Below are 26645 nucleotides of genomic sequence, written 5' to 3' on the forward strand. Positions count from 1 at the left end.
TTTTCTTCAGGTTATCATATAGAATCTTTCACGAAAGACTTAAAAGGCACACTAAGACAATCCTCTCCGATTGTTAATAAAAATTAATAGATAAGTAAAAAATAAAATTCGGATATTATAAAGATATAATACCTATAACAACCTATTGGCAAAGAAAATATTTTCTTATACGGTATTATTCCGCGTTAAAATCTACTTCTATTTGATCCCAAAACGACATTGGATATTTGTTTAAGCATATCATTAATATTGCGTAAATTTGTTGAAAACCAAAATATATGTCAACAGCAGAACAAACAAAAAACTCACAGTATTTTATTGACCTTGAGGACAAACATGGAGCACATAACTATCATCCACTTCCAGTAGTTCTGGACCGAGGAGAAGGTGTTTTCGTTTGGGATGTAGAAGGCAAAAGGTACTATGATTTTCTTTCAGCGTATTCTGCTGTAAACCAAGGGCACTCTCATCCAAAAATCGTAGGAGCGCTTGTAGAGCAGGCACAAAAGCTGGCTTTAACATCAAGAGCTTTCTACAACTCCAAACTGGGAGAGTATGAACAGAAAATTACAGCGCTTTTTGGATTTGATAAAGTTTTACCTATGAACTCTGGGGCTGAAGCAGTGGAAACAGCAGTAAAATTAGCCAGAAAATGGAGTTATGAAATAAAAGGAATTTCGGAGAACGCTGCAAAAATAATCGTTTGCGAAAACAATTTCCATGGAAGAACAACCACTATTGTTTCTTTCTCTAACGATCCGGATGCTAACCAGAATTACGGGCCTTTTACACCAGGATTTATCAGGATTCCTTACAATGATATTGCAGCCTTAGAAGAAGTACTACACAGAGAAGCCGGAAATATTGCTGCTTTTCTTGTAGAACCAATCCAGGGAGAAGCCGGAGTATATGTTCCGGATGAAAACTTTCTGAAAAATGCTTCTGAGCTGTGTAAAAAACACAATGTGCTTTTCATCGCCGATGAAGTTCAGACCGGTATTGCAAGAACGGGAAGACTGATTGCATGTCACCACGAAAACGTTCAGCCCGATATTTTAATTTTAGGGAAAGCCCTTTCAGGAGGAATGTATCCGGTATCAGCAGTTTTGGCCAATGATCATATCATGAATGTAATCAAGCCGGGCCAACATGGTTCTACATTCGGAGGGAATCCGATTGCATGTGCAGTAGCAGTAGCAGCACTCGATGTGGTAGCTGATGAAAAACTGTCTGAAAGAGCAGAAGAATTAGGAAACCTGTTCCGGGCCGAAATTGAAAAACTGATTGGAAAAACAGACCTTATTACCAAAGTGAGAGGAAAAGGACTTTTAAATGCGATCCTGATCAATGACACCCCTGAAAGTTCTACCGCATGGAATCTTTGTCTTCAATTAAAAGAAAATGGATTACTTGCAAAGCCCACTCACGGTAATATCATCAGACTGGCTCCGCCATTGGTCATTACTGAAGAGCAATTATTGGACTGTGTGAAGATTATAGAAAAGACTATTCTTGAGTTTAGATAAAAATGGCTCTCTCCCTTGCAATCATTACTTATAATGAAGAAGAAAATATTGTAAGACTTTTAGATTCAATAGCAGATATTGCTGATGAAATCATTATTGTCGATAGTTTTTCAACAGATAAGACCAAAGAAATCTGCACTCAAAAATATCCTGAAGTAAAGTTCTTTGAGAAAAAATTCAATGGGTATGGTGAACAAAAAAACCATGCCCTTAATTTATGCTCTCATGAATGGATTCTTTTTCTGGATGCTGATGAAGTTCCTGATGAAGACATGAAAAGATCCATAAAAAAGATTGTTTTTTCGGAAAATACGGAATTCAATGTTTATATGGCCAAATTCAGTAACCATCTTGGCATACACCTGATCAAGCACGGAGGGTGGGGAAATGTATATCGTGACAGGCTTTTCAAAAAACAGTATGCCCGATATTCTGATGACAAGGTACATGAATTTTTGATTACCGATCAGAAATCCGGCCTTTTGGAAGGAAAGCTTGACCATTATACTTACAAAAGTATTTACCATCATGTATCAAAAATCAATAAATATTCTGATATGATGGCGGAAAAGATGTTTGAAAGAGGAAAAAAAATCAACAGATTCAAAATCATTGTCAGTCCTGTTTTTGAATTTATTAAAGTATTTATTTTCAAACTGGGTTTTCTGGATGGATTCCCCGGATTTTATATCGCCAAAACAATGTCCTATTATACCTTTTTGAAATATATCAAACTGCGTGAAAAAATAAGACTGTCTGAATTGAAAAAACACGGTAAATAGCATGATCCTATACCTGATTCCTGTTGTATTGGCGGCATTTATCGCTGTGTATTTCCGTCTATACCTTTTTATGTTTCCACATAACAGACTGGTTATTCTGATGTATCACCAGATTGAAAAAGAAAGCCATGAAGACCTTACAGTCAGCTTAAAAAATCTTGAGCAGCAGTTTTCTTATCTAAACCATAAAAAATATACTCCCCATTTTTTTTCAGAGCTTAATACTCCATCAAAAAAGAATATTATCATCACCTTTGATGACGGATATCGAAATAATCTTGAATACCTGCCTGCCTTACTTGAAAAGTATGACCTGAAGGCTACTATCTTTATTCCAACAGGCTTTATTGAAAAAGGATATAAAAACTACCCTATGATGACCTTTGATGAAATCAGAAGTCTGGATAAAAAATATTTTGAGATTGCCCTTCACAGCCACGCTCATGAAAATCTTAAAAATGGATCTCCTGATTTTATAGAAAAAGACCTAAAAAAGAATATGGAAATTCTTGATGCCCAAAACATACAGTATTCAAGGGTTCTGGCCTATCCGTACGGTAAATATCCCAATAAAAATAAAGAAAAACATGCTTTTTTTTCTATTTTGAAAAAAATAGGAATTGATTTTGCAGTAAGAATTGGTAATAAAGTGAATTATTACCCTACGCAGTATCCATACGAGCTGTGTAGAATTGATATAAAAGGCAAAGATTCGATCATAAAATTCAAATTAAAACTTATCTTTGGAAGATTAAAACTATTTTAAAAAACAATTTTAGGTAAATATTTTCACATAGTTACCTATCAAACAAATCGTTGTGATGAATATAAGTGGTTTAATCATAACATATAATGAAGAAAAAAATATACAGGATGTCCTTGAGTCTTTTGATTTTTGTGATGAAATAATTGTGATAGACTCTTTTAGTACGGATAAAACTGTAGAAATTGCGAAGAAATTCTCCCATGTAAAAGTGATTCAAAATAAATTTGAAGACTTTACAAAACAAAGAAATCTGGCTCTGGATGCTGCAAAAAACGACTGGGTCTTATTTTTGGATGGCGATGAAAGAATTACCCCGGCCCTGAAGCAGGAAATTATTAACGTACTGAATAAACCCGGGCAAAAAGATGCTTACTATTTTTACAGGAAATTCTTTTTTGCCCAAAAGCCGATTCATTTTTCAGGAACACAGTCTGATAAAAACTTCAGACTTTTCAGAAAATCGAAGGCCAGATATATGGCAGGAAAAAAGGTACATGAAACGCTTGAAGTAAATGGATCCATCGGAGTTTTAAAAAATAAATTGCTTCATTACTCCGTTTCAGATTATGAATCTTATAGAAAAAAAATGGTTCATTACGGCGTTTTAAAAGGAAAAGAGCTGGCAGCAAAAGGGAAGAAATACAATGTTTTAATTCAATATATTAAAACAGCTTTTAAATTTTTTAAAGCCTATATAATGAGACTGGGTATTTTAGACGGGAAAGAAGGCTATCAGCTGTCCTACCTGCAATCTTTGAGCGTTTTCGAGACCTATGAATCATTAAAAAAAGAGCAAAATTAGTTGAATGAAGATTTGTATCATTAGTTATGATTTTTGGGATTATGATAAGTATATTGTTGAAACATTATGCAAACGTGGTATTGATGCCCATCATATAAAGATCAGTACCGTTACTCATTCCAACTTCAATGAAAGAGCTGTAAATGCTTTAAGTAAAACTTTTTTAAACAAAAATCTTAAGACTGAAAAAAGACAGAAATACGTTCTGGACTCCCTGGAAAAATTAGGATATCAGGACCAGATACTGGTCATGAGCCCGGATACATTTGATCTTTCCACTCTAAAAAAAATCCGAAAATATACAGACCGGCTGGTTACTTATCTTTATGACAATCTGGAAAGGGTTCCGGTAGAAGATAAACTGTATCTTTTTGATAAAGTCTTTTCATTTGATCATATCGATGTAAAGAAGCATGGTTTTGAAAAACTGACGAATTACATCTATCTTCCGCATTGTCCGGAAAGCAAACAACATCCGGAAATGGACCTTTTCTACATTACATCTTATGATAACAGAAGGGTTTCACTAATAAAACAACTGGCCAAAAAACTGGTTGAACAGGGTCTCAAATTTCAGATTATGGTTATTGGAAAAAAGTCTTGGAAACATCAGCTGACCAATATCTTTACAACAGTACCTAAAAACCTTTTTCTGATTTTCAGTATCAAAAAGATTCCTCATAATGATCTTCCAAGGTATTATAAAAATTCAAAGGTTTTACTTGATCTGATGCGCGAAGGCCAATACGGCCTCAGCTTCAGGGTTTTTGAAGCCATGTCTCTGGAAAAGAAAATCATTACTGATAATGAAGCCATTAAAACGTATGATTTTTACAATCCCAATAATATTTTGATTTTAAACAAAAATATTAGTAATCTTGACAAATCTTTCTTTGAGAAACCCTATGAAAAAATTCCGGAGGAAATCTATTACAGATATACGTTGGACAGCTGGGTGAACAAGGTTTTTGAAATAGCTGATAATGGCAATAATTTATGAAAAAAAAACTTTTATTTATCGCTCCTGGTTATTATGGGTTTAATGATGTCGTTTTTGAAGGTCTGAAAAAATATAGTGGGTATGATGTCACTCATATTAATTCAACCTTGCCATATCAGTACAAAAATATTTTTGAAAAGATATATAATTTCTTTTTAAAAACCTTTCTTAAAAAAAATCTCAAAAATATAAAAAGAGGAGAGCATATTCAACGGATCATTCAACTTCATGATTATGATGTATTATTAGTAAACAGACCTGATGTATTGAGCAATGATGATCTAAATTCTGCTCTTGATAAATCTAAAAAGTCTATTGTTCTCTTTTGGGACAGTATTCAGAAAATACCTTCTCAGGAAGCCTATATTCAAAAGTTTGATATATGCTGCAGTTTTGACAGCGATGACTGTAAGAATTATAATTTAAATTATGTGACCAATTTTTACTTTGTCAAAGACAAAAAATCAGTCACAAATTTTGATGTTTGCTATTTAGCAACTTATGATAAAAGAATAGCTGAAGCACAAATTCTTTTCGAATATTTTAACGATAACAATATCTCTGCAAAAGGGAAATTATTTACTTACAAGTCTATTCCCATTAAAGAAAAACTTCCTAAGAATATTCAGGTCATTCATGAAATCATTCCTTTTTCAAATTCATATAAATATTACTTAGATAGTAAAATCATTCTTGATATAGCACATCCTCATCAGAAAGGATTATCATTCAGACCATACGAAGCCATTGGTTTAAATAAAAAACTGATAACAACCAACCAGGAAATCATCACATATGATTTTTATAATCCAAACAATATTTTTGTCATTAAAGATATTTCAAACTTTACAATTCCCAAGAACTTCTTAAGTGAAGATTATGAACCTGCTGAAGATTGGATAAAAGAAAAGTATTATATTAAGAACTGGATAAAAACAATACTTTCATTTCATGAAAACTAAAATTTATTTTGTATGCCCCACTAATAAATTTGCGAGCGGAGGTGTGAAACAAATTTACCGACAAGTCGAAACATTAAACAAAAATGGATTCGAAGCTTATTTGTTACTTAAAAAAAGAGGAAAAAAGGAAAACTGGTTCAATAATAATGTTCCGATAAAAGTTAGCCCATACTTATTCAAGGAGCTGAAATATCTGTATAAAGGAAAAAAGATCAATTTCTTTAAAAAATTAATTTTAAGTTTTTTAAAAACTCAAAGTATCGATATTGAAAAAGATGCTATTCTCGTTTTTCCTGAAATTTATGGCCCAAATATTCATAAACTAGCTCCTGAAAACTCCAAAGTGATCTTTAATCAAAATTGTTATTATACATTTGGTTACTTTTCAATCTATGAAAACTATGAAGTGAATCCTTATAATCATCCTAAAACGCTGGCTACAATTGTAGCTTCAGAGGATGCTGAAAGATATTTAAAATATACGTTTCCCGATTCTAAAGTTTTCAAAATGCGATTAGGCATTGACAATCAAATATTTAATTACGGTGAAAATAAAAAAAAGCAAATTTGTTTTATGCCAAGAAAGCTTGGCGATGATGTCACACAGGTTATTTGTATATTAAAACAAAGAAATACATTAAGAGGATGGAACCTCGTTGCTATAGATAACAAAACAGAGCAGGAAGTAGCAGAAATCATGAAAGAAAGTGCTATTTTTCTGAGCTTTAATCATAAAGAAGGTTTTGGCCTTCCTCCTGCGGAAGCTATGTCTTGTGGTTGTTATGTAATTGGATATTCCGGCCAGGGTGGAAAAGAATATCTAAAGCCTGAGTTTTCTACGCCTATAGAAGATGGTAATATTATTGAGTTTGTAGAAAAAATAGAAGAAACAATAAAAATTTATGAGGAAAATTCTCAGGAAATATTAAATAAAGGAAAGCTTTCTTCTCATTTCATTTTAGAAAATTATAGTTTAAAAAATGAGACCGGTGATACTGTAAATATTTGGAATAATATTATACGATAACTTAAAAAGGATAATTTAGCAATTATCCTTTTTTTAATTGAATCTCATTCCTTTCTCTTAAGGCCCATTATTTAAGCAGAAATCCAGCGGTTAAGTTTTTATTGTAAAAAAACCGCCCCTATGCTGAGGCGGTTTCTTTGCTGTAAAATATCAATATTTTTAATTAATATGCATAGAACATAATTCCTTCATTTACATAATAATTAGGTGTTGCCGGGCTTTTAGAAAGATAATGATCCTGATATTTTCCACTATAGAATCCATACACAGGAACAGTTCCGGGAGCCTGGTAAGTGTAAGCATAAAAGAAAACACCTTCATTGATGTAATAATTCGGAGTAACCGCTGAAGTATTGTAATAATGATCATTATACTTACTGCTGTAATATCCATAAACAGGTACTGCCCCAGCTGCCTTATAGTTTAAAACATTAAAAACAGCTCCTTCATTTACATAGTAATTAGGAGTGACATTTGATGTATTATAGTAGTGATCATTGTATTTAGAACTGTAATATGAATATACAGGGACCGTATTGTGTTGTAAATAAACCTTATTATCAATCAAATACTGATCAACGTAAGCTTTAAGCTGGGCCTTTTTAACAGCATCTTTTACCAAATCATAAATAAGTATCAGCCCATTAGAACCAAAGTCTACCAGAACAGAATTACTCGGAGTAGAACTATTTTGCCATGCTGAAATGCTAATTTTTGGATTATTCTGATCTAAGTTCAGATCATTCATCAGGCCTTTGGAAGGATCTCCTCCTCTTGTTTTATAAGATAATTTTTTAGAAAAGTTCTGGTTAGAAGACGAAGTGTTCACATCATTGGTTACATCTACATCAAAAATATCCTTCATTCCAACTTTTATCCCAACTCTGGCTGCATGTTCTCTGTTTTGATTACTTGTTTCAGACTGGAATAAAATATCCATTTTTGCCCCTGTATAAATATCAAGCATTACGTGGGTTCCATAATCATTTACAATCTGCTGAGGGGATTTTGTCTGCAAATCCTGAGTAAATTCCGGAGTTAAATAATCTCCCAAAGCATCTACTGTTGAATTAAATCTTATTCTCTTCTGCTTTATGGTAAGATTGTAACTCCCATAAATATATTTTGCATCAAATTTATTTGTATTAGTAACGGCACTGTTAAAAGCAACTGAAAGAGTTTTTTTAAATAATGGAATTCCTGCAGTAGCAGTGATTTTCGTAGAAACCATTTTAGAATAAGACTCTGCATTTTCACCATATTCTTCTACATATTCCTGTGCATTAGTATTTTCAGAGATCAATCTTCCAGGTTGTTCTGCCTTGAAACGATCGATATCAATTACTTTAAACCCGGCAGAATTGGCATTGGCATATTCACCAGCAGCATCAAAACCGTGTCCCAGGACATCATAAATTCCGTCGCCTGCAAATTTTGCAGCAGATATTCGGTTATTGGTCTTTGCCGCAGGGTTTTCAGGTGTTACCTCATTGTTGAGCTGTTCTGTAGAGCAAGAACTCATAAAAAGCATCAGTAAAGTACTGAAGCTAAATAAAATTTGTTTTTTCATAGATTAATAAAAGTTTTCGCAAATATGCTATTCGACAATAAGTGGAAACAACTACACAATGAGTATATATCATTGTATAAGAATTTACACTCTATTCAGATTCTTCTAATAAGCATTTTTAAATCACTTAAACTGGCAACAATTTAAATCGTAATAAAAAATATGCTTTCATTTCAAACCAAATGATGATTAAACAAAAAGTGAAACAGGAAATAACTGGCTTTACTTTTATAATGACCACAAATTGATTTATATTTCTAAAAGTTAGTTAGCAGGAATATAGAAAGCGATTCCTTCTTTTACCCAATAACTTGTTGGTCCAAGATTAGGATTTACAGTCAAATAATGATCTGATTGATTTCTTGCTTTATAGTTATAAACCGGAATTCTGTCACCAGCAGGATCTTTATATGCATAAAATGCTATCCCCATATACACATCCCAATATGAAGAAGGCTGCAATGTGCTTGATTGTGTGAAATAATGATGGGCACCTGAGGTACTTTTGAAACAGTATATAGGAACTGTATTAGGTGCTTTATATTGGAAAACTTTAAATGTAGGCCCTTCGTTTGTCCAATAAGAAGATGGCTGAAGATTGGTATTAAAAGTAAAATAATGATTACTGTCTGCCTGATTTTGATAACCATACAACATAGTAGTATTATATTCCAATGAAATCTGGTTATCAATCAAATACTGATCTACATATGCCTTGAGCTGAGCTTTTTTAGCAGGATCTTTTACCAGATTATAAATAAGAACCAATCCGTTGTTTCCAAATTCTACCAAAACTGAATTATTGACTGTCGAACTGTTTTGCCAGTTAGCAATATTTATTTTTGGTGTATTCTGGTCAAGGTTTAATTCTCCTACCAGACCTTTTGAAGGATCCCCACCTCTTGTTCTGTATGACAGTTTTTTAGAATAGTTCATGGAAGATTCTGATGTATTAACATCATTTTGAACATCTACATCAAAAACTTTAAGCATTCCGATCTTCACTCCAATTCTTGCAGCACGCTCACGGCTTTCATTACTGGTTTCAGATTGGAACATGATATCCATTTTAGCTCCAGTATAAATATCAACCATTACGTGAGTTCCGTAGTCCTGTACAATCTGCTGCGGAGATTTAGTTTGCAAATCCTGTGTAAATTCAGGAGTTACATAGTCTGCAAGCATATCCGTTGTAGCATTAAATCTCAGTCTTTTCTGTTTAATCAAAAGGTTGTAGCTACCATAAATATATTTTGCATCAAATTTATGATTAGTAGTTACTGCTGAATTGAATCCTACTGATAATGTTTTTTTGAACAAAGGAATTCCGGCAGTAGCATCTACTTTTGTAGAAACCATTTTGGAATAAGTCTGAGCATTCTCTCCATATTCTTCAACATATTGCTGAGTATTGGCATTTTCAGAAACCAATCTCGCTGCCTGCTCTGTTTTGAATCTGTCGATATCAATGACCTTAAAACCAGCAGAATTTGCGTTGGCATACTCACCTGCGGCATCAAAACCATGCCCTAAGACATCATAAACCCCATCTCCTGCAAATTTAGCTGCGGACAAACGATTGGATTTTGTGGGATTATCAGGCGTTGCTTCATTACTTAACTGCTCTGACGAACATGATCCCATAAAAAGCATCAGTGCTGTACTGAAGCAAAATAAAATTTGTTTTTTCATAGTATTATTTCAAAAATTCTCCACAAATATAAAACTCCACATTGAGTGAAGTAAGTAATACCAGGTGATATATATCATTTTATAGTGAATTTAATGACTAATAAAAACATCGATTAATAAAATAAAATATAGTCACCAATAAGAGATTTATAATCAAAACAAAACCTATTCAATGAATATAAAAAGCATTCTTATTATTTATATTATTTATCCAAAATATTTTCTTTATGATTTCAATTTTAGCAATCCAGCTATACTTACATTCTACAACCAGTCACCTTCCGGACGAAGATACATTTCAACAGTATTTTATGAATATCTATAGAAATAAACAGAAAGGCCTGAATCAAAAATATAATACACGATGATAAATCATCCCGTAAACGCATAATTTTAAGTAAATTTGCAAAAATTAAAAATTGAAATGGAGAAAGTAAGAGTACGTTTTGCTCCAAGTCCTACAGGGCCGTTACATTTGGGAGGCGTAAGAACTGCGTTATATGATTATCTTTTTGCTAAAAATCAAGGTGGTGAGTTTGTATTAAGAATTGAAGATACGGATACTGCCAGATATGTAGAGGGCGCTGAAGAATATATTGAAGAAGCATTGGAATGGTGCGGAATCATCCCTGATGAAAGCCCTAAGAAAGGAGGAAAGTTCGCCCCTTACAGACAGTCTGAAAGAAGAGATATCTATGACAGGTATACAGAGCAGATCCTGAAAACAGATTATGCATACATTGCTTTTGATACCGCAGAAGAATTGGATGCAGTTCGTGCGGAGTACGAAGCACGAGGTGATGTTTTCTCTTACGATAATAAAACAAGAAATCATCTGAGAAACAGCCTTGCCCTTTCAGAAGAAGAGGTTCAAAGATTATTGGATGAAAAAACTCCTTATGTGGTAAGGTTCAAAATGCCGGTTGACAGGGTATTAAATCTTGAAGACATTATCCGTGGTAAATTCTCAGTGAATACCAACACTTTAGATGATAAAGTTCTGGTAAAGAATGATGGAATGCCAACCTACCATTTTGCGAACATCATTGATGATCACGAAATGGAAATCTCTCACGTAATCCGTGGAGAAGAATGGCTGCCGTCTTTAGGGCTTCACACACTTTTATATGAAGCAATGGGCTGGAAAGCACCACAGTTTGCACATCTTTCTTTAATTTTAAAGCCGGAAGGAAAAGGAAAATTAAGCAAAAGAGATGGAGACAAATTCGGATTCCCTGTTTTCCCGCTTGACTTTAAAGATCCTGCTACAGGAGTTATTTCCAAAGGGTACAGAGAGAATGGTTATCTTCCTGATGCATTTATTAATATGGTTGCATTACTGGGCTGGTCGCCTGCAGATGATAAAGAAATTCTTTCTTTAGAAGAAATGATCAAAGAATTTGATCTTCATAAAGTACATAAAGCCGGAGCAAGATTCAGCAAGGAAAAATCTGAATGGTTCAACCACCAGTATATACAAATGAAATCTGATGAAGAACTTCTTCAGGTACTTAAAAATACAGATCTTGAACTTTCAGGGGTTTCAGATGAAAAACTGTTGAAAGTTATTCATCTGATGAAAGAAAGAGCAACTTTCCCAAAAGATATTTATGAAAACGGAAAATTCTTCTTCGAAGCTCCAACATCTTATGATGAAAAAGCATCTAAAAAAGCATGGAATGATGAAACCTCAGCAGTTTTAGGAGAATTGGCTTCAAGTTTTGAATCCACAGAATTTATTGCAGAAACATTGAAACAAACGATGCATGATTTCGCTGAAAATAAAGGTCTGGGTATGGGGAAAGTTATGATGCCGTTACGCCTATCTTTAGTAGGAGAGCTGAAAGGACCGGACGTTCCGGATATCCTGGAAACCCTTGGTAAAGAGGAAAGTATCAGCAGAATAAACAATGCTATAAATAATTTTAAATAGAATAACCATAATTTTTCATACATTTGAAAGATTTAATTTACTTCAAGAAATGGAATATTTAAGTTTCGAACTTCCTATCAAAGAATTGATGGATCAATACCAGACCTGTTCTTTAGTAGGAGAAGAAAGTGGTGTTGATGTAAAATTAGCATGCAGCCAGATTGAGGATAAGATTCTGGAAAAGAAAAAAGAAATCTACGGAAATCTTACACCTTGGCAAAGAGTACAGCTGTCCCGCCATCCGGACCGTCCTTATACATTGGACTATATTAAGGGAATGGCAGACAAAGGCAGTTTCTTAGAACTTCATGGAGACAGAAATTTCGCTGATGATCCGGCAATGATTGGAGGATTGATTACCTTAGATGGTCAAAGAGTAATGATCATAGGGACTCAAAAAGGAAGAACGACAAAAGAAAGACAGCACAGAAGATTTGGAATGCCAAATCCGGAGGGATACAGAAAAGCTTTAAGACTGATGAAGCTTGCTGAGAAATTCAATATCCCTGTGGTGACTTTAGTAGATACACCGGGAGCTTACCCTGGATTGGAAGCTGAAGAAAGAGGACAAGGAGAAGCTATTGCAAGAAACATTTTTGAAATGGTGCAGCTGAAAACTCCAATCTTTACTTACATCATTGGAGAAGGAGCCAGTGGTGGAGCCTTAGGAATAGGTGTTGGAAATAAAGTATACATGTTGGAAAATACATGGTATACAGTAATTGCCCCTGAAAGCTGTTCTTCGATTTTATGGAGAAACTGGGATCACAAGGAAGATGCAGCCAATGCATTAAACCTTACTCCACAGGATGCCTTAAGAGAAAAGTTCATCGACGGAATCATTGAAGAACCACTTGGAGGAGCTCATTATGATCAGGAGACTACCTATCTGAACTTGAAAAATTCTATTTTACAAAACATCAAAGCTTTTTCTAAATTTACAGGACAGGAGCTTGAAACCCAAAGACAGGATAAATTCATTGCGATGGGTCAGTTTAAAGGATAAAATAAAAGGTTAAGAAAAATTTTCTTAACCTTTTTTCTTTAGTTTTCTTCTCTTCTTATTCTGCAACATTGAGTGCAATTTCAATATCCTGATCTATTTTCTTCAATGCAGAATATTTTGCATCACAAACCATTGTTGTCATCACATATTCTCCTTTATCTATAAGGATAAAGTTTTCGCCTTTTGCAGGGACACTCAGGTTGTAATATTTTTTCCCGCTTATTTTTACAATAAGATTACAGGCAGATCTATTTTTAATATTAACGTATGCCTCATTTTTGTTCACATCATTATTAAAAAGATGGGTAAGCATGGCAGCTCTTCTTTTATTTTCTTCGCTTGGCTCCGCCTTGGATGTTCCCGCACTTTTTGCTGATCCTGCAGAACCTACAGATGCATAGGTAGTTCTTCTTTCTTCCTTAAGAGCTTCTATAGCAGCAGCTGTATTATTGGAAACAGGCTTCCCGTTAGCGGTATAAGTTTTATTGGCTGCAATCGTTTTACCACTGTTAAGCTCATTATTTTTAACGATATTCTCAATCTTATCCTTACTGATAGGTCTTATGGTAGGCTTAGCTTCGGGAGAATTACCTGCCATAATAATATCAATCAGCTTTCTTTTAAAATAATCTGTTTTGGCATGTCCGGGATTCTGTTTCAAAAAGCCTGCAATCACTCTTGCCTCCTTTGAAGTTTCAGCCTCCTGTTCTGTATAGATAATAACGGTTTCTTTTTCAACAACAGCTTTTGATTTTGTTTTTTTCTTTTTTTGGGAAAAACCAAGTGAAAAAATGCATATAAATAGAAGGAAGAAGATTTTTTTCATTAATCAAATCTTTAAAATAGTATTAAATATATTAATAACGTGAAAAGTCATTTTTTAGTTTATCATTAAAATCATTATCTTTGCACTGCTCTAAAATTAAGCTAAAAATTAATACTAATCTTAAATAAAAAATAATAGATATTATGTCTTATACACCAGTTGCTGCAGACGTAGCTAAATTAAGAAACCAAACAGGTGCAGGTATGATGGACTGCAAGAAAGCTCTAGTTGAAGCTGAAGGAGACTTCGAAAAAGCGGTAGATATCCTTAGAAAAAAAGGACAAAAAGTTGCTGCTAACAGAGCTGACAGAGAGTCTACTGAAGGTGCAGTAATCGCAAGAGTAAACGAAGACAACACTTTAGGTGCTGTAATTTCTTTAAATTGTGAAACTGACTTCGTTGCTAAAAACGAAGCATTCGTTGAGCTGGCTTACGAATTGGCTGAAATGGCAATCTTTGCTGCTACTAAGGAAGAGCTTTTAGCTACGGATTTCCACGGAATCACTGTTGCTGAAAAATTAGTTGAGCAAACAGGAGTTATCGGTGAGAAAATTGAAATCGGTTCTTTCGAAAGAATCCAGGGAGATTTCTTAGGAGCTTACATCCACGCTGGAAACAAAATTGCTGCAATCACTTCTCTTTCTGCTAAAGTAGACGGAGCTGACGAAGCTGCTAAAGCTGTTTCTATGCAGGTTGCTGCAATGAACCCAATCGCTCTTGACGAAAACGCTGTTTCTCAGGAAACTATTGACAGAGAATTAGAAATCGAAAGACACAAACTTACTGAAGAAGGTAAGCCTGCAAACATTATCGACAATATCCTGAAAGGTAAAATGCAGAGATTCTACAAAGACAACACTTTGGTACACCAGGATTTCATCAAAGACAGCTCTATTTCAGTTGCTGATTATGTAAAATCTGTAAATCCAGAGCTAAAAGTAACAGGATTTGTAAGAGTAAGCTTATAATAAGCCCTCTCCAAAAAATATAATATCCCGGTGCAATTCACCGGGATTTTTTATGCTTAAAAATTTAAGGATTATTAACAAGAATATAACCCAGCCAATAAATCAAAATTTTTTTTTTCAAGTATGGATTATATTATATCTTCAGACTGTCCAGAAGGCCAATGAAGAGAGCATTTCCGTAAAAATATATTGTATATAAACCGAAAGCAGCCACTTGTTCCCAATTACCAGTTTCACACTCAATATGACTTTTAGTTAAAAAATAGAGAGTATTTTTTTAACATTTATTTAAATTTTATTAAAAGTATTTCATTTTTTATTTTATTTTTGTAGAAATCCTAATTCCATACACATGAAAAGATTTCTACTCAGTCTGGTATTAATTTTTTTGACAATTAATACGCTCTTTGCACAAAGGGACACCGAGCACTGGATCGCTCCTTATTATGACAGTTACGGAGGTTATAACAACATGGTATATCTTTCCACTGACTCGCCAACCCCCTTTGATGTGACGATCTATAACAACAATGCTGTGGTTACTACAGTTACCATCAGCAAAGGTAATCCTCAAACTTATAAGGTTGCCAACAATCTTATTTCCACAGGTACAACAACTGATGCTTTCACTGTGGGTAATAAAGGACTTTATCTGAAAGGAGCAAAACCTTTCTACTGCAGTTTAAGACTTGCCCAGGATATCCATGGGGAAGTTATTACCAGTAAAGGAAAAGCCGGAATTGGAAAAACATTTTTTGTTGCTCAAAGCCCTAATACAGACACCAACAGTTTTTACAACTTTACAGCCGGTATCCTGGCTACTGAAGATAATACCAGTGTAACAGTAACATGGAACCCTACTGCAGGAGTAGTTTTTATCAACGGAACTCCTACCAGTAATTCTCATACTTTTACATTACAGAAAGGACAATCTTTTATTTTCGCAGGCTCTGGTTCTCAATCGGCTAATAAAACCGGCTTCATAGGAGCTAAAGTGGTTGCAGACAAACCTGTAACTCTTACCAATGGAAGCTGCAACGGTAACTTTTCAACACCAACATCCGGTACAGATCCTATTTTGGACCAATCAGTTCCGGTAGACAGACTTGGAAATACGTTTGCCATGGTAAAAACCAGATCTACAGCCCCCAATCTGAATATGGAAGGAGGACTTATTATTGCAACGGAAGATAATACTGAAGTATACCTGAATGGAGGCACTACTCCAGTAGCGACCCTTGCTTCAGGACAATGGTATAGAATCAACGAAACGAGTTATGTGGCACAAGGCACTTTGGGACATTCCAATATGTTTATTTCCACTACTAAAAATGTATATCTTTATCAGTTTATAGGAATTGGCTCCAATGCAGCAACTAATGGGTTTAACTATATCCCGCCATTAAACTGTTTCCTGCCAAGAAAAATTGATGAAATCGGAAAAATTAATGAGATGCCTCTTGGCCCAGGTGGAACAAGTGTGACGCAAGGCGACTTAATTGTAAAATTAAATATTCTAACGGAGGCGGGTGCTACAGTGCTTGTAAACGACAATCCAGTTGCCGTTTCAGACGGCCCATATCCATTAACAGGAAACAGTAACTGGGTTACCTACGGAATAACAGGAGTAACAGGAAATATTAAGATCACTTCTACCAAAGCTGTAACCGCCGGTATCAATGGAGGATATAGTACTGCAGGATATGGTGGATATTTCGCAGGATTTTCATCCATTCCTGTTATTGCTAAAAAAGCAGGAGAATGTGTTCCGGGAATCATTCTTGAAGTAGACGACGGATATGAAACATATCAATGGTTCCGTGAAGGAGTAGCTATTTCTGGCGCCACTACTTATACATACACACCTACACAGTCAGGGAACTATACCGTAAAGGTAACCATGGGAACATGTCCTCCTGTGACAACTCCTGTCTATAAAGTACAAAACTGTTTAAAAGAAACAACACAAGCACTTAATGCCTGTTCTACAAAAATCATAACTCCTGCATTTACTTCTTCCACACAAACTGTGGTTCCAAGTACAGTAGTAATTTTAACTCCTCCTACAAAAGGAACAGCTGTAGTGAATCCAAACGGAACAATTACTTACAATCCCAACCCCGGATATTTAGGACCGGACAAAATCATTTATAAATTCTGTGGAAACTCAGTTGAGTTTACAGATTGTGAGCAGGTAACATTAAACCTTACTGTAGTACCATTTATTGTAACAGATACATCTATTAAGGCATGCTGGTATGACGTAGCTCCTTATGCTTATTTTGATCTTACAAAAGCTAAGGTAACAGACTATAACGCTGTTGTAAAAAAATACTACCGTACACTGAATGATCTTACTGCAGGGATTAATGAAATTACAACTCCGGAAAACTTCCCTTCAACAGGAGGATTTGTATATGTAAAAGTAACCACCGCTGAAGGGTGTACGGCAAATGCTAAAATTGAATTAATTGTACTTCCAATCAAAAAATCGCCGGTTCTGGTAGATCAGTATATCTGTATGGATGCTAAGACTAACCTGGATGCAGGCCCTGGATATGATTCATACCAATGGAGTACGGGTGCTACCACTTCAGGTATCAGAGATGTAGGTGTTGGAGAATATACAGTAGTTCTTGGCAAAAGCGGATGTTTCCTTACACAGACAGTAAGGGTTAAAAAAGTTGAAGATCCGGTAATCCAAACCATTGAGATCAATAATAATACAGCAACAGTAATTGTAAATGGAGGCAAAGCCCCTTATAAATACGCTGTTGACGGAACTGCCACCTGGCAGGATTCGAGTACCTTCACAGGTTTAACAAGGGGACAGCACACATTCTATGTAAAGGATGCCTATAACTGTACTCCAGTAGCTGTAGAAGTTACGGTTCCTAATCTGTTAAATGCTATTACGCCTAATGGAGATAATGTAAATGATTATATAGATTACAGTGAACTGGCTTATAAAGAAAATCTTTCTTTTGTAGTATATGACAGATATGGAAATATGGTATTTACCGGAAATAAGTTCAACAACTTCAGATGGGACGGAAAACACTTTGATAAGAAATTAGGAACAGGAACATACTGGTATCATATCACGTGGAATGAGTCCAACCAAGAAAAGACTCCAATAAAATATACTGGCTGGATTCTTGTTAAAAACAGAGAGTAATAATTAGTTTAAAGCTATATTTATAAGCCACGATTATAAAATCGTGGCTTATTTTTATCACATTAATACTAAATACATTAAATATTTTAACAATTAATCAATTATTCTTTTATTTTTGTAAAAACTCTAATTAAATATCCATGAAGAAAACTCTATCGATTTTTCTGTTATTTTTTGTTTCAAGCTATATGCTTTTTGCTCAAAGAGATACAGAACACTGGTTCGCTCCCATGGCTGCCAGATCTCCCAAAGTGGTAACCCCGATGCAGGCCCTTTATTTTTCTACAGATTCTGCAACTCCGTTTACAGTAGACATCTATAGCAATAATACGGTATTAGGTACTGTAACAATCAGCAAAGGTTCTCCACAGACATTTAATATTCCATTAAACAGAATGGTTGCGACAACCAATGGAGAATTATTCGCACCGGGAAATAAAGGATTGTATACCAAAGGTTCCAAACCCTATTTTGTTACTTACAGATTTTCAGTAAGCCAGCATGGGGAAATATTGACATCAAAAGGGAAAGCCGGAATTGGTACAAAATTCTACGCAGTTACTGCTCCTATTGAAGAGCTTAACAGTGAGTATAATTTCACAACAGGAATTCTTGCAACAGAAGACAATACTAAGGTAACGGTTTCCAATTACTCTCCCAACATTGTATTTACGAACGGATGGACCGGAGTTACCAATCCTACCCTTACATTTACATTAAACAAAGGGCAATCTTACATTATTGAAGGAATAGGTGATAAAACAGTAAATAAAGAAGCTTTCATTGGGGCCAAAATAGAAGCTGACAAGCCAATATCGGTGACCAATGGAAATTTCAACGGACAGTTTGCTATGGCCGCCGGAGGTTCCTATCAGGGATCTGATATTATTATGGACCAGTCTGTTCCGGTAGACCGGCTAGGAAATGAATTTGTAGTTGTAAAAGGAAACGGAGACATTAGCAGAAGAATGGAAGATGCCCTTATTGTTGCTACAGAAGGAGGAACACAGGTATACATCAATAACGGCACAACACCAGCAGCAACATTGGCTGAGGGTGAAAGCTACAGAGTGAATAAAATCAGTAATACCAACTATATCAACCAAGGGAATGAACATTACAATATGTACATCAGAACCACAAAGAATGTATATGTATATCAGCTGATGGCAGGTGTTGGAGCCAGCAATGCGACACTTGGGTTCAATTATATTCCCCCATTAAACTGTTATCTTCCAAGAAAAATTGATGAAATTGGAAAAATCAAAGACCTTCCTTATTCTACAACTTTGTCCGGGCACGTCGTAAAACTGAATATCCTGACAGAAGCAGGAGCCACAGTTACCATAAACGGAGGTCCTTTACTTCCCTCCTATGGTCCTTACCAGGTGACAGGAACTCCAAACTGGGTTTCTTATTCCGTCCCGGATATTACAGGAAATGTTACTATTAACTCTACAAAAGCTGTTACTGCAGGTATTTCAGGTGGAAGTGGTGTTGTGGGATATGGCGGATATTTTGCAGGATTCTCCTCAATCCCTGTTATCGCCAAACAAAATGGTGATTGCATTCCGGGAATTGTACTGGAAGTTGATGACAGCTTTGACACTTACCAATGGTATAAGGAAAACAATCCTATCCCCGGCGCAACAAGCCACTCATACACACCTACCCAATCTGGAAATTATACCGTAAGAATTACGGTAGGATCATGCCCACCAGTAATTACACCTGTATATAAAGTATATACCTGCCTTAAGAAAACCACAATAAATGATACAGTATGTGACGGGGTAAAACAGATTGTACCAACATTCTCCAGCTCTACACAAACTGTAGTACCGGGAACAGTAACCATACTGACACCTCCTGCTAATGGAAATGCGGTTATTGATCCTGTGACAGGAGTGATTAGCTATGCACCGGCTTATGGCTATATAGGACCGGATAAAATTGTTTATAAATTCTGTGGAAACAATCCTGATTTTACAGACTGTGAAGAAGTCACTCTGAATCTGACAGTTTCTGAAAGTCCTGTGGTAAATGACGCATTAATCAGAACCTGCTTCCTGGAAGCTAATCCTGCCACCGGATTATTTAACCTTATAAATGTCAGCGTAACCTTAGCTACAGGAGTTACAAAGAAATACTACCCTTCTCTTGCAGATGCACATGCCGGAACAAACGAAATTTTAACCCCATCAAATTACATTGCTCCGAATGGTGTTGTTTATATAAAAGTAATCAATGCGAACGGATGTTACAGGGTGGCCATGGTAACACTGGTTGTTCTTCCGCCTGTAAAATCCGATGTACTGGCAGATAAAATTATCTGTATGGAAGGAAAAACAACCCTTGATGCAGGACCAGGATTTAAAAGTTACGAATGGAGTACCGGTGCTACAACTCAAACTATCAAAAATGTAGGAGTAGGAGTATATTGGGTAAAACTGAAAACCGGAGAATGTATCACCACGCAGACAGTAAAAGTGTACGCTTCTGAACAGCCCGTTATCTCAAATATTAATATTTCAAACAATACAGTAACAGTAAATGTTATAGGAGGTACCCCTCCATATAAATACTCAATGGATAATATCAACTGGCAGGATTCTAATATCTTCACCAATATTTCAAGAGGAAATGCCAGCATATATGTGAAAGACGACTATAATTGTGAACCCATCAAAGTAGATATCACAATCCCAAATCTGATCAACGTGATTACCCCTAATAATGATGGAGTAAATGACTTGGTAGATTACTCTTCACTAGCCATTAAAAACAATCTTGTATTTAACATTTTTGATCGATATGGAAGCAAGATCTTCCAGGCAGATAAAACCAACGGTTATAAATGGAATGGAACTACTGACGGAAACAAAAGAGTACCAACAGGAAACTACTGGTATGAAGTTGGCTGGAACGAACCCAATGCCAGACAAACCCCAATAAAATTCACAGGTTGGATTATGGTAAAAAACCGGGAGTAATTTGGCCGATATAAATTTTAAAAGCTACGATGTTTAAATCGTGGCTTTTTTTATTCTGTTTTCAAAAATTTAATACTTTTTATTATTAAATTTGTGGGAAAGACTACTGCTGAATGAAAAAAATTTTATCTTTTTTATTTATGTTTTGCATTTTCACCTCTGCCTTTGCCCAATTGGACCGAGAGCATTGGTTTGCACCGATGATAGATAGAACAGCTGCTCCCAATCCTTATCAGAAACTATATTTATCAACCAACAGAACAATCCCTTTTCCTGTAAATATTTATAATAATAACGTTCTGATTGGGACAGTGAATATCAGTAAAAATAATCCGCAGAAATTTGATGTATTAAGAGATTATATCATTACCAAACTTCAGACAGATCTATTCACCACAACGACGAAAGGTTTATATCTTAAGGCAGAATTTCCTTTTTATGCCAATTTAAGGTTTTCAGTATTCAACCATGCAGAAATCATTACATCCAAAGGAATTTCCTCCACGGGACAAAAATTTTACGCTGCATCTGCTCCTATCACTGTGAGCAACCCCATTCTAAATTTCATGACCAGTGTACTCGCAACTGAAGATAATACAACTGTTACCATTACCGGATACAATCCTAACGTTCAGTTTTCCAACGGGATGACCGGCGCTACCAATCCTACATTAACATTTACTTTAAATAAAGGACAATCTTACATTATTGACGGAATCGGTAACATAGCAGGAAATTTTAATGGTTTCATTGGCTCAAAAATTACTTCAAATAAACCTATCAATGTCACCAATGGAAATTTTAATGGACAATATGCCGGAAATTTTCCATCCAGTTCAGATATCCTAATGGATCAGTCAGTGCCTGTTAACAGGCTCGGAAATGAATTTGCCATTGTAAAAGGTAGTGGACCTATTGGTTCCCACACGGAAGGAGCCATCGTAATTGCTACTGAAGACAATACTCAAATCTTCGTTAATAATGAAATCCCTCCCATAGCAACCATTAATGCAGGAAAATATTTCGTTGTGCCCGACTCCAAGTATATTCTTCAGGGAAGCAATCATTATAACCTATATCTTAAAACATCTAAAAACGCTTATGTCTACCAGATTTTAGCAGGCGATTCGAATGCAGGAAGTGAAATATATACCGGAGGATTTAATTTTATTCCTGCCTTGAACTGTTATCTTCCTAAACAGATTAATGAACTCGGGCTTATTAATGAAAATTTTGTTCATTCTAATGGTAACCCTGGAGGTATCCTGAACATTCCTACAAAACTGAATATCATTACGGAAAGAGGGGCTAGCATTACAGTAAATGGAGTAAATCCTCCAGCAATAACCGGACCTTATAATATGACAGGTACTACCAATTGGGTTACCTATGGGATTCCCAATGTAACTGGGAATATTACTGTAGTTTCAAACAAGGCCATTATGGCTGGAATTACTGCAGGAAGTGATGCAGTAGGATATGGAGGTTTTTTTGCAGGCTTTCCTACCCAACCCGTTATTTTACAATCTGGTAACGGCTGTATTCCAGGAGTGGTTCTTACTGTAGACCCTCTCATCTATGATACTTATCAATGGTACAGAAACGGAAATATTGTTCCAGGAGCCACAACTTCTTCAATTACTCCTGCACTACCAGGATATTATACATGCTCTGTAACCATGGGAAGCTGTGCCCCTTTAGTTACTGAACAATTTAAAGTACTAAACTGTACAAAACTGACGAATACATCATATAACGTATGTAGCACTAAAACTATAACTCCTACATTCAGTAGTTCATCTCAAACTCCTGTTCCCGGTACTGTTGCTATTACCACAGCTCCTTCATTGGGTACAGTTGTAATAAATCCTACTACTGGAGCCATTACTTATACTGTAAATACCCCTGGCACAGCAGGAACAGATACATTCGCCTATGCATTCTGTGGAAATGATCCGGACTTCCCAGATTGCGAAGCAGTAACTGTTACTATCAATATTCAGACTCTTACAGTAACAAATCCCACATTATTTGCTTGTGATATTAACGGACAGGGAACCTTCAACTTGACTGCAGCAAATGTTACCAGCTCTCCTGCCACTATTACTTACTATCCTACCCTTTTAGATGCCCAGAATGAAAATGCAGCAGCATTAATAACCAATACAACAGCTTACACTGCCCCTAATGGGACAATCATATATGCCGTTGTAAATGATAACATTGGATGTAAAGCTATTGCACAAATAACGTTATCTCTTTTCAACAAAGCTATCATTCTGGATAACTACAATGGCGTTTTCTGTGATGATAATCTGGACGGAACAGTTAATGTTATACTTTCCAATATCACCCCTATTGTACTTAATAATCCAAGTTATTTTACCAATGTAAGGTATTATGCAAACCTGGCAGATGCCAATGCAGGAAATAACAATACGCTTCCTAATAACTGGAGCTATACAGCCACCACCACGATTTACATCAGAGTAGATTCCCCTGACGGATGTGCTTCTGTCATTAACCCATTACAATTCAGTATTGGAGACCGATTAACACTGATCACTAAAACCGTCACAGAAAGCACTTGTGATGATGATCTGGATGGAATAAAAAGTGTCAACTTAGCTCAGTTTATTCCTCAGTTTACGTTGGATCCGAATATTACGTTCACTTTTCATGCAACCTTAGCAGATGCTCAGAACAATGTAAATGCAGTTTCATTACCTGTAAATATAATAACTTCCCAGACTTATTATATCCGTTTCCAAAAAAACGGAGTCTGTCCGGAAGTAGGCACTCTTATTATCAACATTAAAGTTCCTAAGAAATCGGATATATTAAAAGATAAGACGATTTGTCCGAAAACCACTACAAAACTTGATGCAGGGCCCGGTTTTGAAAGATATTTATGGAGTACAGGAGCAACCACACCTTCCATCACCAATGTTGCTCCTGGAAATTATTGGGTAGAACTCACATTCAATGGCTGTGTTTACAAACAGTATGTCAGCGTAACAGAATTGCCGCTTCCCGTAATTACATCTATTGAAATTGACGGAGCAACAGTAAAGATAGGGGTAAGCGGCGGTACACCTCCTTACGAGTATTCTCTGGACGGTGTTCTGTGGCAGAGTTCCAATGTTTTCTATAATGTACCCAGAGGAGCGCACAACATATTTGTAAGGGACTCCAGAATGTGTGAAGACGTTATAAAATCATTTGCCATTATTAATCTGATCAACACCATTACTCCTAACGGGGATGGTCATAATGAAGGAATAGATTACTCTGCCTTAATGAAGAATGATAATCTTGTATTCCGTATTTTTGACCGGTATGGCGCAGAGGTCTTCAGAGGCACTCCAGAAAACAGATATACCTGGGATGGAAGAGTTGGCGGAAGATATGTTCCGACAGCAAATTACTGGTATTTTATTACCTGGACAGAATATGGCTCTTCACTCACTGTAAAGTATTCCAGCTGGCTTCTGGTAAAACACAGATAAAAAGAAATCCGGAAGAAAGTAATACTGAATTTCAGCTGTTCTTTCTTCCGGAATTTTTATTTAAATCTAAATATTATTACCTGAAGGGCTGGTTTCTAACACTCCTTAACAATTAAATCCTAAAGTTTAATATAACTTTAACCACTATTATTCATCTAATTATACAAAATTGCTTTATTTCTACGTAATTTTGCGCATTATATGAAGAAACTGTTTACTCTACTGCTATTGGTTTTTCTGGCAAAAATTAATGCACAAATATATTCCGGTGAGGTATTTCTGAGAGACAACTCTATTTTATATCTCAATCAGGTTTATGTCACAAACCTGAATACGCAGAAAACCGTTCTTACGGATTACAATGGTAATTTTAATATCCCTGCCAATGCCGGGGATGTGATACGTTTTACTTCTATTGTCACCGAAAGAAAAGACATCAAATTGCCCCCCCAATCAATGCAACAAAAAAACCTGGTTGAGCTTAAAATAGCCTATTATGAAATCCAGGAAATTGTACTCAGCAGGTTCAAGCCTACAGGAAACCTTCGGTATGACGTAAACTCTCTAAGAAAAGAAGATAAAGCATATGCTCTTAAAAAAGTAATTGGACTTCCTGAACCAAAAGGCGACGGAACCCCACCGGAGCTTCCTGTTGCCGGATTGCGTGATGGCGGACTTACCTTCAGTCTTGAAAGTATTTATGATATCCTTTCCGGGGAAAGAAAGAAAAAACAGCGCTATCAGGCTTACGAAAGAATGAACAGCTCTGTAGCACAGATCAAAAATTATCTGGGTAAAGATTATTTTACAAAATTTAAAATTCCTGAAAATTTAATTGACAATTTTCTTCAGTTCGTTTATACTTCTGAAAATATCCAGGGATATGTATTAGCAGGAAACTTTGAAGCGATAAAAATTCCTATTGAAAAATACCTCCCAATCTATCAGAAAAGACTAAGAAGCTCACACCTCCAGGAGGTTGTAAGCAGCAACTAAAAATTCTGTGAAATAACCTTAAAATTATATTATAATCCATGTGATACACATGGATTTTTTTTGCTGTGCACTGCTGGGAACTCTCTATCTGGGACGATACAATATTCCTTATATGAATTATACAACTTTTACAATATATCATTCACGAGTTTTCAAAAATATGTTTAAATTTATCTCACAAATATGTGTTTAAAATAAAAACACCAAGATTTCGTTATCAAGTAAAACTAATTAAACCAAAACACAAATTAAGTGTGAAGCATCCCAATTCTAACTTAATATTAATTAATGAAAAAAGTATTTTTACTTCTTGCCTGTATGTTTTTATTTACTGTGTCTGCTCAGAAAAGAGGAAAAGATTACAGTAACATCCTAAAAAGTAATAGCATCTATGAGATCAACGCCTTTTTAAGAGATGCCCACCCTGATGATCCCCGAAGATCCGTTCTAAAACCAAGGGTAATGGAAATGATGAAGGAATACATCAAGAATGCCCATCCTGCTGATCAAAAAGTAAAAGACATGCAGGAAATGCTCGCTATGCTGAGAAGAAGGCCATCTACAAAAATCACCTTTGATGAAATGAACGCCATTATCAAACAGAAACAGATTGCAAAATATAAAGCTGAACTGGCTGCAAAACAACCTACTACGGTTTATACACCAAGTACTGCTCAGAATACTTATGTTGTAAATGCCACTGCTAATACGGCAATTCCCAATACTGAAGCTGAAGAATTCAACATGCTGATGGCTGTCTCTCCTGTAGAGCATAAAAACAGAACTGTAAAAATCCTTAACTCTTTATTTGATAATGACCCTAATGCGAAAGAAGCTATCATATTAATCCAAAATAAATCAGATTGTAATATCATTGTAAGAATGGAAGGGGTAGGCACTACTAAATACAGACTTGCCGTTCCTGCTCATGGTGAAGGTTCAATTGTTATAGAAAAAGGACAGTATCTTTTTACCAGCCTTGTTTGCGGAGCTCAATATGCTTCACAAAAAACAATTGAGCGGGCAATTATGGTAGCTTTAGGAGGCCAATAATTTCAATCAAAAACGAATTATCTCTATGTCTTTTACCACGAAAAGGCAAAAATACT

General features: G+C 35.6%; 18 protein-coding genes. 15 read left to right on the forward strand and 3 right to left on the reverse strand.

The annotated features are described in order from the left end of the window. The first annotated feature begins 278 nt into the window (after positions 1 to 278). The 7 genes from rocD to AC3FI7_RS14010 are packed head-to-tail and all read left to right on the forward strand — an operon-like array spanning position 279 to position 6865. A complete protein-coding gene (gene rocD, locus AC3FI7_RS13980; RefSeq protein ID WP_491460344.1) occupies positions 279 to 1526 on the forward strand; it encodes an ornithine--oxo-acid transaminase in 1248 nt (415 codons plus the stop codon). A 2-nt stretch (positions 1527 to 1528) separates the two neighbouring features. Beyond that, positions 1529 to 2308 carry a glycosyltransferase family 2 protein gene (locus AC3FI7_RS13985; protein ID WP_491460345.1) on the forward strand — a complete coding sequence of 260 codons (780 nt, stop codon included), beginning with the start codon at positions 1529 to 1531 and terminating at the stop codon, positions 2306 to 2308. Between the two features lies 1 nt (position 2309). After that, positions 2310 to 3074 (forward strand): polysaccharide deacetylase family protein, encoded by a 765-nt coding sequence (locus tag AC3FI7_RS13990; protein ID WP_142725485.1) that lies wholly within the window; start codon positions 2310 to 2312, stop codon positions 3072 to 3074. Between the two features lie 55 nt (positions 3075 to 3129). Next, a complete protein-coding gene (locus tag AC3FI7_RS13995; protein ID WP_142725540.1) occupies positions 3130 to 3876 on the forward strand; it encodes a glycosyltransferase family 2 protein in 747 nt (248 codons plus the stop codon). A gap of 4 nt (positions 3877 to 3880) precedes the next feature. Further along, positions 3881 to 4876: a WaaS/CpsH family glycosyltransferase gene (locus AC3FI7_RS14000; protein ID WP_142725486.1), complete on the forward strand. Its 996-nt coding sequence runs from the start codon at positions 3881 to 3883 to the stop codon at positions 4874 to 4876. Then, positions 4873 to 5838, forward strand: coding sequence for a WaaS/CpsH family glycosyltransferase (locus AC3FI7_RS14005; RefSeq protein WP_142725487.1), 966 nt, complete (start codon positions 4873 to 4875; stop codon positions 5836 to 5838). Before AC3FI7_RS14000 ends, AC3FI7_RS14005 begins: the two co-directional genes overlap by 4 nt. After that, a complete protein-coding gene (locus tag AC3FI7_RS14010; RefSeq protein ID WP_142725488.1) occupies positions 5828 to 6865 on the forward strand; it encodes a glycosyltransferase in 1038 nt (345 codons plus the stop codon). The genes AC3FI7_RS14005 and AC3FI7_RS14010 overlap by 11 nt, the downstream gene beginning before the upstream one ends. A 163-nt stretch (positions 6866 to 7028) precedes the next feature. Here the strand turns inward: AC3FI7_RS14010 and AC3FI7_RS14015 are convergent, their stop codons facing one another. Then, positions 7029 to 8435, reverse strand: coding sequence for a hypothetical protein (locus AC3FI7_RS14015; RefSeq protein WP_491460346.1), 1407 nt, complete (start codon positions 8433 to 8435; stop codon positions 7029 to 7031). Positions 8436 to 8699: 264 nt separating this feature from the next. Then, complete coding sequence (locus AC3FI7_RS14020) at positions 8700 to 10127, reverse strand: MAC/perforin domain-containing protein (RefSeq protein ID WP_491460347.1); 1428 nt, start codon at positions 10125 to 10127, stop codon at positions 8700 to 8702. A 424-nt stretch (positions 10128 to 10551) separates the two neighbouring features. Here AC3FI7_RS14020 and gltX point away from each other — a divergent pair, with 424 nt between their 5' ends. Both gltX and AC3FI7_RS14030 read left to right on the forward strand, forming a co-directional pair. Next, positions 10552 to 12060, forward strand: a complete 1509-nt coding sequence (gene gltX / locus AC3FI7_RS14025) for a glutamate--tRNA ligase (RefSeq protein WP_491460348.1) — start codon at positions 10552 to 10554, stop codon at positions 12058 to 12060. Between the two features lie 49 nt (positions 12061 to 12109). Beyond that, positions 12110 to 13066, forward strand: coding sequence for an acetyl-CoA carboxylase carboxyltransferase subunit alpha (locus tag AC3FI7_RS14030; protein WP_142725492.1), 957 nt, complete (start codon positions 12110 to 12112; stop codon positions 13064 to 13066). A gap of 55 nt (positions 13067 to 13121) precedes the next feature. On the opposite strand, the gene AC3FI7_RS14035 is transcribed toward AC3FI7_RS14030, so the two are convergent. Then, complete coding sequence (locus AC3FI7_RS14035; RefSeq protein ID WP_142725493.1) at positions 13122 to 13892, reverse strand: DUF6759 domain-containing protein; 771 nt, start codon at positions 13890 to 13892, stop codon at positions 13122 to 13124. 143 nt (positions 13893 to 14035) lie between these two features. On the opposite strand from AC3FI7_RS14035, the gene tsf reads away from it, so the two are divergent. From tsf to AC3FI7_RS14065, 6 genes are all read left to right on the forward strand, one after another. Next, positions 14036 to 14860, forward strand: a complete 825-nt coding sequence (tsf, locus tag AC3FI7_RS14040; protein WP_142725494.1) for a translation elongation factor Ts — start codon at positions 14036 to 14038, stop codon at positions 14858 to 14860. A gap of 352 nt (positions 14861 to 15212) precedes the next feature. Beyond that, on the forward strand, positions 15213 to 18038 hold the full coding sequence (locus AC3FI7_RS14045; RefSeq protein ID WP_491460349.1) for a T9SS type B sorting domain-containing protein: 2826 nt from the start codon (positions 15213 to 15215) through the stop codon (positions 18036 to 18038). A gap of 140 nt (positions 18039 to 18178) precedes the next feature. Continuing rightward, complete coding sequence (locus tag AC3FI7_RS14050; RefSeq protein ID WP_491460350.1) at positions 18179 to 21031, forward strand: T9SS type B sorting domain-containing protein; 2853 nt, start codon at positions 18179 to 18181, stop codon at positions 21029 to 21031. Between the two features lie 113 nt (positions 21032 to 21144). Next, positions 21145 to 24540, forward strand: a complete 3396-nt coding sequence (locus AC3FI7_RS14055; protein WP_491460351.1) for an FIDD domain-containing protein — start codon at positions 21145 to 21147, stop codon at positions 24538 to 24540. Between the two features lie 201 nt (positions 24541 to 24741). Continuing rightward, entirely contained in the window at positions 24742 to 25536 is a 795-nt protein-coding gene (locus tag AC3FI7_RS14060) for a hypothetical protein (protein WP_491460352.1), read from the forward strand. A 288-nt stretch (positions 25537 to 25824) separates the two neighbouring features. Beyond that, positions 25825 to 26589 carry a DUF6759 domain-containing protein gene (locus tag AC3FI7_RS14065; protein ID WP_142725499.1) on the forward strand — a complete coding sequence of 255 codons (765 nt, stop codon included), beginning with the start codon at positions 25825 to 25827 and terminating at the stop codon, positions 26587 to 26589. Positions 26590 to 26645: the final 56 nt, after the last annotated feature.

It is taken from the genome of Chryseobacterium sp. TQ-BC-N36 (assembly GCF_058382295.1).

Coding starts and splice junctions, on each gene's coding strand:
- AC3FI7_RS14010 (WP_142725488.1), top strand. CDS start 5,828: ATGAAAACTAAAATTTATTTTGTATGCCCCACTAATAAATTTGCGAGC.
- AC3FI7_RS13995 (WP_142725540.1), top strand. CDS start 3,130: ATGAATATAAGTGGTTTAATCATAACATATAATGAAGAAAAAAATATA.
- gltX (WP_491460348.1), top strand. CDS start 10,552: ATGGAGAAAGTAAGAGTACGTTTTGCTCCAAGTCCTACAGGGCCGTTA.
- AC3FI7_RS14055 (WP_491460351.1), top strand. CDS start 21,145: ATGAAAAAAATTTTATCTTTTTTATTTATGTTTTGCATTTTCACCTCT.
- AC3FI7_RS14065 (WP_142725499.1), top strand. CDS start 25,825: ATGAAAAAAGTATTTTTACTTCTTGCCTGTATGTTTTTATTTACTGTG.
- AC3FI7_RS14020 (WP_491460347.1), bottom strand. CDS start 10,127: ATGAAAAAACAAATTTTATTTTGCTTCAGTACAGCACTGATGCTTTTT.
- AC3FI7_RS14030 (WP_142725492.1), top strand. CDS start 12,110: ATGGAATATTTAAGTTTCGAACTTCCTATCAAAGAATTGATGGATCAA.
- AC3FI7_RS14005 (WP_142725487.1), top strand. CDS start 4,873: ATGAAAAAAAAACTTTTATTTATCGCTCCTGGTTATTATGGGTTTAAT.
- AC3FI7_RS14060 (WP_491460352.1), top strand. CDS start 24,742: ATGAAGAAACTGTTTACTCTACTGCTATTGGTTTTTCTGGCAAAAATT.
- AC3FI7_RS14050 (WP_491460350.1), top strand. CDS start 18,179: ATGAAGAAAACTCTATCGATTTTTCTGTTATTTTTTGTTTCAAGCTAT.
- AC3FI7_RS14015 (WP_491460346.1), bottom strand. CDS start 8,435: ATGAAAAAACAAATTTTATTTAGCTTCAGTACTTTACTGATGCTTTTT.
- AC3FI7_RS13990 (WP_142725485.1), top strand. CDS start 2,310: ATGATCCTATACCTGATTCCTGTTGTATTGGCGGCATTTATCGCTGTG.
- rocD (WP_491460344.1), top strand. CDS start 279: ATGTCAACAGCAGAACAAACAAAAAACTCACAGTATTTTATTGACCTT.
- AC3FI7_RS14045 (WP_491460349.1), top strand. CDS start 15,213: ATGAAAAGATTTCTACTCAGTCTGGTATTAATTTTTTTGACAATTAAT.
- AC3FI7_RS14035 (WP_142725493.1), bottom strand. CDS start 13,892: ATGAAAAAAATCTTCTTCCTTCTATTTATATGCATTTTTTCACTTGGT.
- AC3FI7_RS13985 (WP_491460345.1), top strand. CDS start 1,529: ATGGCTCTCTCCCTTGCAATCATTACTTATAATGAAGAAGAAAATATT.
- tsf (WP_142725494.1), top strand. CDS start 14,036: ATGTCTTATACACCAGTTGCTGCAGACGTAGCTAAATTAAGAAACCAA.
- AC3FI7_RS14000 (WP_142725486.1), top strand. CDS start 3,881: ATGAAGATTTGTATCATTAGTTATGATTTTTGGGATTATGATAAGTAT.